This window comes from Calothrix anomala FACHB-343 (assembly GCF_014696435.1).
Lineage (GTDB): Bacteria > Cyanobacteriota > Cyanobacteriia > Cyanobacteriales > Nostocaceae > Aulosira > Aulosira anomala_A.
The window spans coordinates 153,844-169,468 of sequence record NZ_JACJQG010000001.1; the positions used below are offsets into that span (position 1 = coordinate 153,844).

A 15,625-nucleotide genomic window follows, 5' to 3' on the forward strand; every position below is an offset into this window, starting at 1 on the left:
TCAATGTTTCGACAAACTGCTTTTGGCATAGCTTTAAGTACGCTTGTCCTTGCTAGTGGATTAACAACTTCTCCTATTCCAGGTCACAGTTCCACAAACAAACCTACTCATAATCAATCTGTATCGATTGCTGCAAATCAAACTGCTGCACCAACTACAGCTTTTAACACAACTGCTCTAGAAAAATCAGTATTTGATAAAGTTAATCGATATCGTGTTTCGGTTGGTTTGCCAAAGTTGAGCCTCAATGCAAGTATCACTCGGCAGGCAAGAATTCATAGTCAAAATATGGCTAGTGGGAAAGTTCCTTTTAGCCATCAAGGATTTAAACAACGAGTTACAGTTCTCCCTATTATTTATAGTAGTGCTGGAGAAAATCTGGCTTTTAACCAAGGATATAGCGACCCCGCATCACAAGCTATTGTTGGTTGGTTAAATAGTCCTGGTCATCTCAAAAACATCCAGGGTAAGTATAATCTCACAGGCATAGGTGTAGCTACTAATCAAAAAGGTGAAGTCTATCTCACACAAATTTTCTTACGCACAAACTAGTAGTTTGCCTTAATGACTACCAGCAACTTCTGACAACGAATGAGACGTACTACTAGAATTTCTGATTTTTTTGCACAATAATAATGTAGTGTCTAGTGAAACCTGCTTCTATTGGACACGGGAGCATCCCAAATGTGCAAAAACGCCCTCACCCTATAAGGGTGGGACTAGAAATACGAAGCCTGCCTTCGCAGGCTATCAAACTTTTAGCCTGCGAAGGCAGGCTTTGTTGGTATAGCAATACCCTTCTAGGGTATTGCGTCAAAATTAGGATGCTCCCATTGGACACTGCATTTATTCTTGAGTGATTCATGACATTACAAGATTTTCAGGTAAGCGATCGCGACCTTAGTGACGCTGCACTGACCCAATATTTAAAATCAGAGGCGATCGCAGTTGATACGGAAACAATGGGGTTGTTACCACAGCGCGATCGCCTTTGTCTTGTCCAACTATGTAACCCAGAAGGTCAAGTAACTGCAATTCGGATCGCTAAAGGACAAACTACAGCACCAAACTTAAAAAAACTGTTGGAAGCAGCTAATGTCCTGAAAGTATTTCACTTTGCACGCTTTGACGTTGCTACTTTGCAGCACAACCTCGGAATTAGCGTCAAGCCGATTTTTTGTACCAAAATAGCTAGTAAATTAGCTCGCACTTACACTAATCGTCACGGATTGAAGGATGTCGTGCAAGAATTAGAAAAAGTCGAGCTAGATAAAAGCGCTCAAAGTTCTGATTGGGGTAATGCCGATCATTTATCCACAGAACAACTCAGCTATGCCGCTAATGATGTTCGCTATTTACTCAGCGTACAGCAAAAACTGATTGCCATGCTCAAAAGAGAAGAGCGTTGGCAGATTGCCCAAGAATGTTTTCAAGCTCTGCCAACAATCGTATCCTTAGACTTGATGCAGTTTAAGGATATATTTGAACATTAACTACAGCTAAAATTAGTCATTAGTCATTTGTCCTACCAATGACTAATGACCAATGACTAATGACTAATACTAGACATCTTTTTTCTGGGTTTCTGCGTGTTCTTGTATCCGAGATACAACATTATAATCTCCAGCGCCGGGAGGAGTTAAAGCTTCAATTGTACCTTCTGTTGGGCCGCCAATAGCTTTCCAAGCCGCCAGACCACCTTTAAGTAGAGATACATGCTCAAATCCAGCACCGCGAAGGGATTCTACAGCTTGAGCGCTTTCTTGATCGCTAGCACCGTAAATATAAATATCCCGGCTTTTATCTATAGATGATGTTGCACGGCTTACCAATTCATCATTAGCCATTGGCATTGCTCCCAGAATGTGACCTTCATTAAAGGTTTGGCGATCGCGCACATCCAGGATTGTAAAGGCTGGTTCACCCCATTCTAAACGAGCCTTGAGTACATGAACATCAGATTGTGGCTCGATGGGTGGCTGTTGGGGAATGATATTATCTATGAGATTAGACATAATTTCTCTTGCTGATTACATTATCAGCAATGTATCGAATCACAGAGTTTTATTTGCTCTTTCTTTGGGATGAATATCAGCAAATTATCTCTTTAGATAGACTCATTACGGTTAAATTTTTTAAGGAAATACAAAAATATTAATCAGTTAAAATTATAAAATTATTGTCACTCTATCCCTAAAACTTAAGGACTGAGTAAATACATAATCATAATTTTTTCTTGTTCTGGATTGAATCAATATATATTTGAGCGAAATTATCAAAGTATTATTTACAGGCAATTTAAAATCCTTGATTGAGAATATTCCCATATTACATATTGCTAAATATTCTCATGTTTATTAATTTTCAAGGCTTTAGATGATAAGTTTTATGAGATTCATTTTTTACAGATAATTTTTCGATAAGCGAGTCTAAAAAAATACTAATTGATAACCGCGAATAACGATCCTAATAATTTAGGTTCAGCTATCTATCGCTTCCAGTAATACAGGCTTTGTTAGCTAATGCGAGCTGACTATTCTCAGATTTTTCCAAAATTCTTCAAACATCTATCTTCAGGGACATTTTGGCAAATATACCAGAATTATAGGTTATTTATGGCAAAATCAGATTTAAAATGACAGATAAAAACTATATCTCCAGATTTTTCATGCCTAGACTGAAGCGAAAAACAAAAATATGATTTTATCTAAATAAAAATTTGTAATAAAACTAATACTTGTTCTTTACAAAAATTTCCCTTGATAGCTAGTCCTAAATAACCAAATCATCTCCGCAACAGATTGTATAGAATTATGCAGCAGGAAATGTGTTTCCTGGTATAATCATGTCAAAAGTATAAAAGTGCCAAATTGTCAAAAAAATCATCGGTTGTCAAGAAGTATAAAAGCTAAAGTTCAGAGAAACTTCCGCAGCAAGAAAAGACAGCCAAGTTATTATAGTGGCTATTTCTGGCAAGCAGCAGTAAATTGGGATTAATCACTTGGTTTTGACATATCAGCAGTCGAGGTATGGAAGCATATTGGAAAATATTCTTTAGGAATAAAAATTCTGCAAGCATATATGGAAGCTGTCAATGTAGCTTCTTGTCAAGTAGCGATCGCATAGCGAATCGACATATAAACAATGGGCTAGAAACTTATGGTGATGGTTCCTGCTACTAATGCCAAAATTCTGATTGTAGATGACGACTACGGCGTCCGTAATCTGATATATCGCTTTTTAAGCCGCAAGTATCAAATAGAATCTGCAGCAGATGGAAAGACAGCGCTGACTGTATTTGAGCAACTAAACCCAGATTTGGTGATTTTAGATTGGAATTTGCCCGATACTACAGGCTATAACCTCTGCCAAGAAATGCAGCGACGCACTAATGTATTAGTTCTGATCCTCACTAGCCGAACTGACGAAGCCGACAAAATCAAGATCATGTCCGCAGGTGCAGATGACTTTATGAGTAAACCCTTTAGCCTAGCGGAAGTAGAAGTTCGCGTCCAAGCCTTGTTACGCCGCGTCCGCACAGTCAACCCCTCACCAGCACAGCGCCTCGTCTTCCACCAGCTAGCAATTAATCCTGAAGGAAGAGAAGTTACCCTCAACGATAAACCCTTACCATTAACCGCTTTAGAATTTAATATTCTCCATTTTTTAGCCAGCCATCCCGGTCAAGCTTGGAGTCGTACCCAGTTAATTCAAAAAATTTGGGGTTGTGACTATGTAGGAGATGGACGAGTTGTGGATGTGCATATCGGTCAGCTACGCAAAAAGTTGGAAGCAGATACCACTGTGCCAGAATACATTAAAACCGTTCGCGGCTTCGGTTACAAATTTGAGCCACCGGAGACTGCGGAATAGTGAAAACTAACAACTGACAACTGACAACTGACAACTGACAACTGACAACTGACAACTCAAATCATCGTATATTTAATCACCTTAAGTATTATTTCCTTCACAAAAAGACATATTTAGGTAAAATTAGGTAAAGCAATTTTTGCACCTAATCACCTAAGGTATCAGCAAACCCATGCAGCTGAAAATCAGTGCATCCCGTCTCCCCATCGCTTCCCTACTACTCATCGCCCCGTTTTTCTTGTGGGGTACAGCAATGGTAGCTATGAAAGGAGTGATACCCCACACGACGCCACTATTTATGGCCGGAGTGCGTTTGTTACCAGCTGGGGTTTTAATTTTAATCGCCGCCGCAATCATGGGTAGACCCCAACCAAAAGGATGGGATGCATGGCTGTGGATTGCTTTATTTGCTTTAGTGGATGGAACTCTGTTTCAAGGCTTTTTAGCAGAAGGATTAGTCAGAACTAGCGCCGGGTTGGGATCTGTAATGATTGATTCTCAACCCTTGGCTGTAGCTTTGATGTCTTTGTGGCTATTTCAAGAAACAATTGGTTTGTGGGGATGGCTAGGACTAGGATTAGGAGTTTCTGGCATTAGTTTAATTGGATTACCCGATGAGTGGATTATTCATCTTTTCGGTTCTGGTGTAGAGATTAGCATTGGTAGTTGGCAAGAGTTATTTGCTAGTGGTGAGTGGTTAATGCTGTTAGCAGCTTTATCAATGGCTGTAGGAACAGTATTAATTAGATTTGTTTGTCGCTACGCCGATCCGGTAGTCGCTACGGGATGGCACATGATTATTGGAGGCTTGCCATTATGGGGGATGTCATCAGTTGTAGAATCCCAGCAATGGCAGAATCTTGTCCCATCTGATTGGGTAGCGTTGGGTTATGCGACAATTTTTGGTAGTGCGATCGCTTACGGTTTATTTTTCTACTTTGCTTCTAGCGGTAATCTCACTAGTCTCAGTTCTCTTACCTTTCTCACGCCAGTTTTTGCCCTGCTATTTGGCAACCTGTTCCTTTCCGAAGTCCTCAGTCCCTTACAATGGCTGGGAGTTTGTCTTACCTTAATTAGTATCTATCTGATAAATCAGCGCGATAACTTAGCAGCCAACAAAACTGTGACAGTCAGCGAAACAACTACACAGCAGCAACCGATTTTAGAAGCGGCTACAGTCAAGAAGGCAAATCCCATCACTGTAGCTATCAGAGAAACAGAACCAGAAATTCAACCTTAGCTAAATGTGAAAATTTTAAAGCATAATCAAACCCAGCCTGACACCAACAGTTACAGCTTCAGTCCGGCTAGAGACAGCCAGCTTTTGAAAAATCGATGAGATATGAAACTTCACCGTATGTTCGGAAATTTGTAACTGTTTAGCGATCGCTTTATTACCTAAGCCAGAACCCAGCATTTCTAATACTTCAATTTCTCTGGGTGTCAGAGTAATTACGGGTGTAGTTGCCACTTTTTCCCGGAAGGAGAGTAAATCCAAAAAATCTGGATGTAGCACTATTAGCCCTTGGGCGATCGCGATCAACCCAGCAATAATTTCTGATTCTGTACTCTCACCGGGCAATATTCCCCGAATTCCAGAACTAATTGCAGCTTCTAAATCAATAGTTTCTGGTTCTTCAACAATCATCAAGAATTCTAGAGAATCTTGCTCTTCTTGAATTAGCAGCAATTTTTCCCAGATAGATGGTTGAGGATTGCTACCTAAATCCAGCAGAACCACATCAGGCTGTAATTCGCCAATTTCCCTGGTTAAACTATCCAAGTCAGCTGCACTCCCCACCACCGTCAGCTGAGAATTTGCACTCCCAACCACAGCTGCTAAACCCACCCGCACCACAGGAGAAGTAGCAACCACTACCACCCGGATCATGTGACCTCCACAGCAGTTTTCCCGGCTTGTAAGTCAACATAAACTAGATATTGCTGACCGCTGCGCCAAAGTTGTAAAGGTAATGATGTTTGATTTTGGCTTTGTTGTAGATAGTGGGCTAAGTCGCTGGTTTGAGTCAATAAATTTCCGCCAACTCCAATTAACACATCACCAACTTGCACCCCAGCGATCGCGGCGATGCTTTCCTGCAGTACAGACAAAATCAATAACCCAAACTGGCGCTGTCCTATTAGTACGGGTTGCAGCGTCACCCCAAACTTGGGACGCCTAGCAGCCAGTAAAAAGCGGTTAACAGCTAAACTGGGAATTGCCACAGCTAAACCGTTCACAACCATTGTGTTAATTCCCACAACTCGACCGAGACAGTCAGCTAGCGGCCCTCCAGAATTACCAGGATACAGCCGAATATCAGCCATCACCGCTTGTTGATGACGCGCCTGAATGGTTCCTGCGGTAACTGCACCACTATCTGCAAAAGGATTACCCACCGCCACAACTAACTCACCCACTCTCAATGCATCCGAATCACCAATAGTTGCAACCTGTAAATCAGAGGTAGAAATTTTCAAGGCGGCTAAATCTTGTTGCGGATCGAAATGGGTGCGTACAGCCTCAAATACTCGTCCATCCGCCAATTCTACTTTTGCTTTATTAGTAATTGCCACATGGGCGTTAGTAACAATTAAGCCATCACTTTGCCAAATTACACCAGAACCCACTCCTGGAGAATTGCTGTAAACCTTCACCGTACTATGGCGTAACTTAGCAGCGAGACTTGCTAACTCATCACTAAACTGGATAACGATCGCGCTATTCATATTCATTTAAGAAAAGACTTAAGATCCCGGACTGACAAATGACTAATGACAAATGACCAATGACAATTGTACAGACGCGATTCATCGCGTCTCTAAATAAATGACCATCAACTACCGCCTACCTCTCCTACCATGTCTCCCATGTCTGTGATGGCGATCGCTATCAGCCTTTTCCCTATCTTCGGAACGTGCAGATTGCTCAAATGGTCGTTCGCCAATAGCGATCGCTATTTCTACCAACACCCCACCCCGGACTAATTGCACTGGGACAGTTTTACCGACGCGATCGCTACTATTCAGCAACGCCATCACATCCCCAGTATCGCTGACAGTCATACCATCGAATTTTACTAACACATCCCCTAACAGTACACCTGCATTATCAGCCGGGCCCCCAGATTCAACATTGACAACAATTACACCAGTAGGTACAGTTAAATTTAAAGCGGCGATCAGATTATTTGGTAAGCGTACAGGTTGCATTCCCAAACCCAAATAACCTCTGGCAATATGACCTCTAGCCAGTAATTGCTCAACTACACGATTCACTGTAGCCGCAGGTATAGTTAAAGCTGTACCCCGCTTGCCTGATGTATTCATGCCTACTACATAACCTGCTGCATCTACCAATGGCCCGCCAGCAAAACCAGGGTAAAGAGTCATATCTGGGCGGATAAATTGGTCGATATTACCACCAGCTATACTCTGCCAAGCACCGCTAACTACACTCACAGTACCTAAAGCCGCCCGCAAATCACCTTCATAACTTCTCGCAATTCCTAATACCAAGTGACCTACTTTCAAGTTAGTAGCATCACCAATTTTGGCTACAGGTGTTTCTACAGTTTCTATCTGAAATACAGCCACATCAGTACTAGAGTCATGACCCAGGTGTGTAGCGGCTACAGAGCGTCCATCGGCTAGGGTTACGGTGATTTCATCATAACGTGGCAGTGACTCATCGGAGGTGACAATAATACCTTGACGCCAGTGAATACCGCTAGGTGACATTCTTGTACCCGCATTGACTGCAACTACAGCAGTTCCCGCTTGTTCTACGGTATCAGCTAAACTGTTGGACAATTCTTGTAATGAAGACATCTATTTTTACCATCCATTTTTTCGATGTTCATATCCTCACCTGTTTTCGCGATCGCTGACATCGGAAAAATGGGGAGAATTGACCCTGGAAAAATGGCTAGTACCGCTATTTTAAAAGTCAAAATTCAAAAGTATGTATTTTCTCGGATATTTAAGAGATAAAGCTGCTAAAGGTTACAACATTAACCTAAATTTAAGCATCAAAATATCATGCATATTTAGTAGTCTGAGTAGTTTGCAACCAGCGATCGCTAAGTGTGATATTTAATTTGCTTGACTTGACAACAATAGTTATGAAACTGTAAATTTTAATTTTGTGACAAATATCTTTTGAAATCTCTAACTAAATTCAAGATGTTAACAAAATATCACTGATAGTTTACTTGTAAATAAAATATCCGTATCACACACTTCCTTTACAAGTAGTCAGATTATCCCCTAATTAAACAGCTAATAGCTTGACATAAAGATCATATCAGTGGTAATTTTTCATCATATTCTCACCGTGATATTTCGGGTGTAGCGTCTGCGGCAAATGTTGTGAATTAAAAAGTCAGGATTAATACTAACTACAGCACCTAGACTTTTGATTTTGTTGCTCCTGCTATAGAGAAATCCCAGGTAAGTTTTGTAGCGTTATTTTAAATCTGGTAAATCTAATATTATAAAGCATTTTATAAGTAAGTTTTATAAATTTTCTGTGAGCAAAACTTACTTAAAGAAGCGCAATTTTGCTATTAATTTATGTACATTTACCCATAGTAGTATTATCATATTAATAAGAGCTAAATAGCACAACTATCTATTGTGGCTATTTATACATTAAATGAATGAAAAACCGTGGCAAATACAGCATTGCATGTTTAGTTTGTACAAGGTTTCAGTCATAAATAATTTGCTATTTTTAAGTTAAAGTTCCTTTTTGACAAACAGGCTGGCAGTTAACTCTTCTATTTTCCCAAGCAAATAGTTGAGTAATTTGACTTTATTTATTGGGGTAGACTAACTGACTGACAGGTAAAAATTGATTTATGAACAATGGATTACATCCCGCGAAAACTGGATTGGTAGCGCAATCTCAACTATCTTCCTTTAAACCACAACTTGTTGAATTTAAGAACAATTCTAATTCTGGCTTATTCGCGCCAATTAAACCCAAAAAGGCTAATTATCAAGCATTAATCCAATCTTTATCTCAGCGATTTGCTAATCTTTCCATTAATCACAAGCAACTGATTGCATTAACAGCATCGCAATTAATTGGGATTGTTGGTATTAGTGTAGTCGGGAGAAGTTTAATATCTAGTGGGTTACAAAATATCTCCTTTGATCGCGCCAAATCAGAACTAGCGATCGCAGATATTAATTACAATACTAAAATCAATCAAATGGCTTTGGGATTGCGTAGTCAATCTGAAAATCCCACCTTAGTAAAAGCCGCAAGTTTGTATTCATCAGGACAAACTTTAAGTCAAGATTTACAAGCCGAAGTTAAGCAAATTCTCGACAGCACCAGTAAAGTTAATAAAATCGAATATGTCACCTTAGTTGGCGAAAATTTTCAGATTATTGGCAACGCCAACACCAATCGCAATGGAGAAATATTTAATCCTGATAATTTAGTTAGTGATGTCTTAGCAAATCCCCAAACAATTAAAGCCAGCAGAATCATCAATGTAGCGGAGCTAAGTAAAGAATTACCAGTATTACCTGCTGGATTAAACAATGAAAATGCTTTAATTCGCTATACAGTCACACCTGTGAAAAATCCCGAAACAAATGCTGTTGTCGGAGCCTTAATCGCGGGTGAGATTGTCAATGGTAAAGACCAAATTGTCAAAGACACATTAAAAGCAACATCTGGTGGTTATAGTGCGGTGTATTTACGCCAGCCAAACGGTGAATTTTCCCTAGCGACATCTTTAGATCAAGGCGAACTGCCCAATATTAATCAAGCCCAAAGTAACGTTAAATTACCCCAAAAAGATTTAGCTTTATTAGCAGCCGCAGCCAACGCTAAAGGTAGCCCCGTGACAGCCAAGATAAAATTAGGTAACCAAACCTATGCAATGGCTGCCCAAGCTGTACCCAATAAAATCATCGAAACAGACGAACAAGCTACCAATGTTTTTGATGAAAAACCTGCTGCTATTTTAGTGCGAGGAACTCCAGAAACAGCAATCAATCAATTACTAGCAAATAGCTTTTGGGTAGAAGTAATTGCCGTTAATTTAGCATTAGTACTCGTAATCTTCTGGACATTAATTTTAAAGCGGGGAGTAGTCAAACCGATTCAGCAACTAGAGCAAACAGCCCACAAATTTGCTCGTGGCGATCGCTATGCTCGCAGTGAGATTTCTAGCAACGATGAAGTAGGGCAATTAGCTAATACTTTTAATCGCATGGCAGACGCCATGACAGCACAAGCGATCCGCCTGGAAAATCAAGCCCAATTATCCCAGCTAGTCAATGACATTACGGCGCGTTTCCGTGGTTCGCTAAACACAGCACACATCTTAGAGATCGCAGTTACCAGTACCAGAGAAGCAATCCAAGCAGATCGGGTTATTGTCTACTCTTTTGACGAAAATTGGGCAGGTAAAATCATTGCTGAATCAGTTGATAGTGATTGGCCAAGTACATTAGGCAAAGAAATCATCGATCCTTGTTTTGCTAATGATTATGTTGAAAAATACCAAAATGGTCGGGTGCAAGCCACAGAAAATATTTATGCTGCAGGCTTAACAGATTGCCATATTAACCAACTCGAACAATTTGGTGTCAAAGCCAATTTAGTCGCCCCAATCTTGCTCGATAATAAATTATATGGCTTGCTTATAGCTCATCAATGTTCTGCTTCCCGTAAATGGCAAGAATTGGATATTGAATTATTGAGACAGGTAGCAATTCCTATAGGCTATGCTCTAGAGCAATCTTACCTCCTAGAGCAAATAGACACCGCCCGTTATCATGCTGAAACAGCAGCAATAGAGCAACGTCAATACAACGAAGCAGTACAACAGCAAATACTCACTCTCCTCAAAGATATTGAAGGTGCATCCCAAGGCGATCTCACAGTCCGTTCCGAAGTCACAATGGGAGAACTGGGTACTGTTGCTGACTTTTTCAACTCCATTGTGGAAAGTCTCAGAGCAATTGTTACCAAAGTCAAAACATCAGCAATTCAGGTAAATACAGCTATTGGCGAAAATGAAGCTGCCATTCACCAACTCGCCGATACCGTCATCAAACAAGCAGACGATATCAGCCTCAGTTTGGTGAGTATAGACCAAATGAGAGATTCTATCGTCACTGTGGCAGATAACGCTAAACAGGCTGCTGTATTTGCTCATACTGCATCTGGTGCGGCGCAAGAAAATGGTCAAGCCATAGATCAGGCTGTACAAAATATTTTCAAACTGCGTACCACAATTGGCGATACAGCGAAAAAAGTGAAGCGTTTGGGTGAATCCTCACAACAAATTTCCCAAGTAGTTGCTCTGATTAATCAAATAGCTATGCAAACTAACTTTTTAGCAATTAATGCTGGGTTAGAAGCTACAAGATCTGGTGTTGAAGGCGAAGGTTTTGCCATGATTGCTGAAGAAGTAGCCGCACTAGCGGCTAGATGTTCTGAAGCGACTCAAGAAATTACCCAAGTTGTCGATAAGATTCAACGGGAAACCAATGAAGTAGTGACAGCAATGGAATTAGGAACGAATCAGGTAGTAGAAGGAACTAACATTGTCGAAAATGCCAAAAATTCCCTGAATCAGATTATCTATGTATCCCAACAAATAGATGATTTGGTGCAGTCGATTTCTTTAGCCACAGAATCTCAAGTGAAGACATCGCAGTCAGTCAGCAAACTCATGCAAGATATTTATCAAGTCTCCAACCTCACGAGTACTTACTCCCATCAAGCTTCTCAGTCTCTCAAACAAACTGTAGAAATTTCCCAGGAATTACAAGCTACTGTGGAGACTTTCAAAGTTAATTAATTCCCTGCTCCAAGTAATTTCTGCCAAAGAAAATACCCAGGGAGATTAGTTGAGCTAATGCTGTGTATAGTCGGCCGATCCCAAAGAAAAAGATTACTTCTAAGTAACACCCGGATTTCTAATTTAGATCGGCCCAAAATTATAATTACAGGACTTACACAACAGTTTAAATATTCAACTATTGATACCAATTCAGGGAGAATTTGAGCGCAATCATTACTCTTTTTTAGTTGTAAGAAAAAAAACTGAGAGCTGGTAAATTTCACAAATTATTGAGGATTGCTATATATGGTGAGCCAGCAGATAGCAGTATAAGCACAGGTTAACGCTAGGGATACAGAAGTAGACAAGGCATAGTTGTCCAGCTTATGGTCTAGCCAAAGATAGTTATATGAAGAATTAGTCGAGATTATGCCATAATAATAGCCACAATTCTCTATTAATGGTAATATAAGCTTTTGATATCAAAATAAAAGATAATTCTATTTTCCGATTTTCATAACTTAATATCCCTGGGGATTATGAAGCCGCTTGGTAAAGTTTTACAACAGGCTGACCTCATTTCATCTGAACAGGTAGAGATAGCTTTACAAGAGCAATCCCAAATTACTGGATTGCGGCTTGGTGAAATTCTCGCCTTACATGGATGGCTGAAACAGGAAACTGCTGATTTTTTCTCGCAGCAGTGGCCGACTTTACTGGAGCAGAGAGCAAAGCAGCCCTTGGGTAAATATTTAAAAGCAGCTGGTCTATTAAATGAACAGCAAATAAGCAGTATACTTGCTGAACAAACTCATAAAAAACTCCGATTTGGCGAATTAGCAGTACTTAAAGGTTGGTTAAAACCAACTACAATTAAATTTTTTTTGGATCATCTTGCTTTAGAATCCGAATTGCAGCAAAATTTCACTCAGCAGGGAGCATCTCCAAAATCAGAAATTCCAGCACAGATTAAACAATTAAATTTAGAAATGGTACTACCACAGCAGAACAATTTAAAAGTCTCAAACCAGGTTGAGCATTCCGCTTTTGCTGCTAATTCAGTAGAGCAAGAATCAGCAAGGGTAAGACTGTTTAGCCGTAGTACTATAAAGTTATTTAAGTTAGATGAAAAAGCTAGTAATCCTGAAGTTTTACTAGGAGAAGTTTTAGCTTGGACAGATGGACAACCGATTCTTACCCAAAAGTTGTGTCGGTTACTGGCAGAATCAGAATTAGAGATTCCCACGGGAACAGAAGCGGCAATAGTGCAAGACTTGGTACAAAATAACCTGATTAATAATTGGGAAACTCAAGTTGCGGCAGATCATTTACAAGGGATAGCCAATAGCATCATTCACAATCAACAATACCATCCCTTATTACTGTTACAGACTTATCAACAGATTTGGCAAGAAAACGAAGTTTCAATTAATAGCAGTGCAGAACAAGCAGAACTGTTGCGGTTAAAATTAGTAGTGCCAAAAACAGACAAATTAACAGTTGCTAACCGCATTTATAAAGCAATTTTTAATAACCATTGGATTGAACAAGAATCAGTAAAGTTAAAATTATTTAGACCAAAAAATAATGAGTCAGATGGACAACCTAGCAATGCAGAAGTTTTGCGGGCAGAAGTGCTGGCTTGGACAAATGAACAACCAATTCTCACCCAAAAAATTTATCAATTATTAGCAGATTTAAGATTAGAAATTGCTGTCAATGAGGTAGCTAAAACAGTAAAAGAACTAGTAGAAACCCGCTTAATTCATAATTGGGAAACTCAAGTTGCAGCCGAGCATTTACAGGGGATACGCGACACTATAATTCAAAATCAGCAATGCGATCCCTTGTTAATGTTGGAATTGTACCAAAGAATTTGGCAAGAGGGTGCAGTCCCAACTAATGGGAGTTGCGAACAAGCGCAACTGTTGCATTTAGGATTAATAGTACAACAACAAGACGAACTAAAAGTTGCTAATCGGATTTACCAAGCAGTTTTTAATCGCCATTGGATCGAGCAAGAATCAGTCAGGTTAAGATTATTTAATCCCAACAATATTAAATTATATAAATTAGACACCAAAGCGGCTTGTCCAGAAAATGTGATTTCGGAAATATTGTCATGGACAGATGGACAACCGATTCTCACCCAAAAGCTGTGTCAGTTGTTAGCAGAATCAGAAATTTTGATTCCTGCTGGTGCAGAAGCTGTCACAGTGCAACAGTTAGTAGAAAATAAATTGATTCATAACTGGGAAACACAAATTGCAGCTGAACATTTGCAAGGTATACATGAAATTCTGATCCGCAATCCCAATTGTGACTCATTATTGCTGTTGGAACTGTATCAGCAAATTTGGCAACAAGGCGAAGTAGCAAATGACGATCGCAGTCGGGAACAAACAGAACTGTTAAGAATCGGATTGGTAATTTTAGAAAAAGACAAGTTGAAATTGGGGAACCGCATTTACCAAGCAGTTTTTAGCCGTAATTGGGTAAGGGTAGAATTAGAGAAAATTATTCGTGCTTCTTTGGCACAAACAACTATATATAATTCCGTTCCCCCTACTCATACTTGGACTGTCAATAATACGGTGACTACGCCGGAAACCAAAGGTACTAAACGGTTTTTAGTGTTGCTAGCCATAGCTGCTTTAATGGTTTGTGGTTCTAGCGTTATGGTTTTAGGTTTCAGTGTCTTTAGATGGTTACAAGTAGAAACTATTTTTAAGCAAGGTAATGCTTTATTGCAGCAAGGAAAGCATCAAGAAGCAATTGATAAGTATAACAAGCTGTTAAAACTTGATAGTAACTACTACCAATCTTGGACTAATCGCGGCTATGCTCTAGCTGGACTGAAAGACTACAACCAGATGCTAGAATCCTGCACTACGGCAACTATCATTAACCCAGAAGCAGTTTATGCCTGGAATTGCCGAGGAGAAGCGCTGTATAATTTAAAACAGCATAATGAAGCGATCGCGGCTTTTGATAAAGCGATTACCTATAACCCCAAAGATCCCGTATTTTGGATCAATAAAACTGAAGCATTACTGGCAATTAAACAACCAGATACAGCCCTAACCACGATTAACCAAGCCATAGATTTATTAAAACAGGTTTGGCAAACAGAACGTAAAGATGCCAATGCCAAAGAATTAGCTATTGGGTTTACCTATCAAGCTAGGGTTTTATTGCAGAAGCAGGAATATGAAAACGCTCTCCAAGCTTACGAGCAAGCCTTAAAATATAATCCCAACTACTTTATTGCTTTGCGCGGTAAAGGCATTGCTTTACAGAACCTAAAGCGAGACGATCAAGCGATCGCTCAATTTTATTCGCTATTAGAACGTCCGCAATTAACTAAGAACGAAAAAGCCGAAGCTTGGTATTATTTGGGATTAAGTTTGTGTAAATTCGGACAATCGCCAAGAGCGATCGCGGCTTTTGATGCAGCCCTCAAACTCAAGCCCGATTACCCAGCCGCAGAGCAAGGTAAAAAAGCTTGCCCTAATTAATCAAAACTGTCTCAAGTAGATAAGGCATGGCAGTGCCCACCTGTGTCAACTTACAGCAATTTTCAGGTAAATAGACCAAACTGTAGGGGCACGGCACCAGTAAGATTATTGTATATACGAGAAGATTGTGGACGCCGTGCCCCTACTACGATTGTGATTCAAATGTATGAAAACTGCTGTAAGCTCAGAACCTTTCTCTATCTCGTTTCCAGCCTCTGGCTGATAAATTGAGGCGGCAGCCCACGGATTATCGCTCTCACGCAGAGCATGGGAGCCAGTTAGGATAAGGGTTTTGCGTTAAGTTGACACCAATGGGCACTGCCATACCCCTGCAATCAACGATAATCTTTAGCTCACCAACCTGCAATCTGCTATATATTCGCGTTAAGGCTGTCGGGTGTAGTCCATAGTCCAAGTTAG

The 15,625-nt window shown here is 40.1% G+C and carries 10 protein-coding genes; 6 read left to right on the forward strand and 4 right to left on the reverse strand.

What is annotated here, in order from left to right; translation table 11 throughout:
* The first annotated feature begins 3 nt into the window (after nt 1-3).
* Entirely contained in the window at nt 4-552 is a 549-nt protein-coding gene (locus tag H6G08_RS00565; RefSeq protein WP_190538358.1) for a CAP domain-containing protein, read from the forward strand.
* Nucleotides 553-863: 311 nt separating this feature from the next.
* Nucleotides 864-1,493 (forward strand): ribonuclease H-like domain-containing protein, encoded by a 630-nt coding sequence (locus H6G08_RS00570; protein ID WP_190538359.1) that lies wholly within the window; start codon nt 864-866, stop codon nt 1,491-1,493.
* Nucleotides 1,494-1,562: 69 nt separating this feature from the next.
* On the opposite strand, the gene H6G08_RS00575 is transcribed toward H6G08_RS00570, so the two are convergent.
* On the reverse strand, nt 1,563-2,015 hold the full coding sequence (locus tag H6G08_RS00575) for a rhodanese-like domain-containing protein (protein WP_199322299.1): 453 nt from the start codon (nt 2,013-2,015) through the stop codon (nt 1,563-1,565).
* A 1,144-nt stretch (nt 2,016-3,159) separates the two neighbouring features.
* On the opposite strand from H6G08_RS00575, the gene H6G08_RS00580 reads away from it, so the two are divergent.
* Together H6G08_RS00580 and H6G08_RS00585 are read left to right on the forward strand one after the other, a co-directional pair.
* A complete protein-coding gene (locus H6G08_RS00580; protein WP_190538360.1) occupies nt 3,160-3,873 on the forward strand; it encodes a response regulator transcription factor in 714 nt (237 codons plus the stop codon).
* A gap of 172 nt (nt 3,874-4,045) precedes the next feature.
* The gene (locus tag H6G08_RS00585; protein ID WP_190538361.1) at nt 4,046-5,113 is read left to right on the forward strand and encodes a DMT family transporter; all 1,068 of its coding nucleotides are present in this window, start codon (nt 4,046-4,048) and stop codon (nt 5,111-5,113) included.
* A 15-nt stretch (nt 5,114-5,128) separates the two neighbouring features.
* On the opposite strand, the gene H6G08_RS00590 is transcribed toward H6G08_RS00585, so the two are convergent.
* The 3 genes from H6G08_RS00590 to H6G08_RS00600 all read right to left on the reverse strand — a co-directional run bounded on the left by H6G08_RS00590 (nt 5,129) and on the right by H6G08_RS00600 (nt 7,704).
* The gene (locus H6G08_RS00590) at nt 5,129-5,764 is read right to left on the reverse strand and encodes a response regulator transcription factor (protein ID WP_190538362.1); all 636 of its coding nucleotides are present in this window, start codon (nt 5,762-5,764) and stop codon (nt 5,129-5,131) included.
* Entirely contained in the window at nt 5,761-6,609 is an 849-nt protein-coding gene (locus tag H6G08_RS00595; RefSeq protein WP_242046031.1) for a S1C family serine protease, read from the reverse strand. Before H6G08_RS00595 ends, H6G08_RS00590 begins: the two co-directional genes overlap by 4 nt.
* Nucleotides 6,610-6,714: 105 nt before the next feature.
* Nucleotides 6,715-7,704 carry a S1C family serine protease gene (locus H6G08_RS00600; RefSeq protein WP_190538363.1) on the reverse strand — a complete coding sequence of 330 codons (990 nt, stop codon included), beginning with the start codon at nt 7,702-7,704 and terminating at the stop codon, nt 6,715-6,717.
* Nucleotides 7,705-8,735: 1,031 nt separating this feature from the next.
* Between H6G08_RS00600 and H6G08_RS00605 the strand changes: the two genes are divergently transcribed.
* Nucleotides 8,736-11,705 carry a methyl-accepting chemotaxis protein gene (locus H6G08_RS00605; RefSeq protein WP_190538364.1) on the forward strand — a complete coding sequence of 990 codons (2,970 nt, stop codon included), beginning with the start codon at nt 8,736-8,738 and terminating at the stop codon, nt 11,703-11,705.
* A gap of 521 nt (nt 11,706-12,226) precedes the next feature.
* Nucleotides 12,227-15,205 carry a tetratricopeptide repeat protein gene (locus H6G08_RS00610; protein ID WP_242046032.1) on the forward strand — a complete coding sequence of 993 codons (2,979 nt, stop codon included), beginning with the start codon at nt 12,227-12,229 and terminating at the stop codon, nt 15,203-15,205.
* Nucleotides 15,206-15,625: the final 420 nt, after the last annotated feature.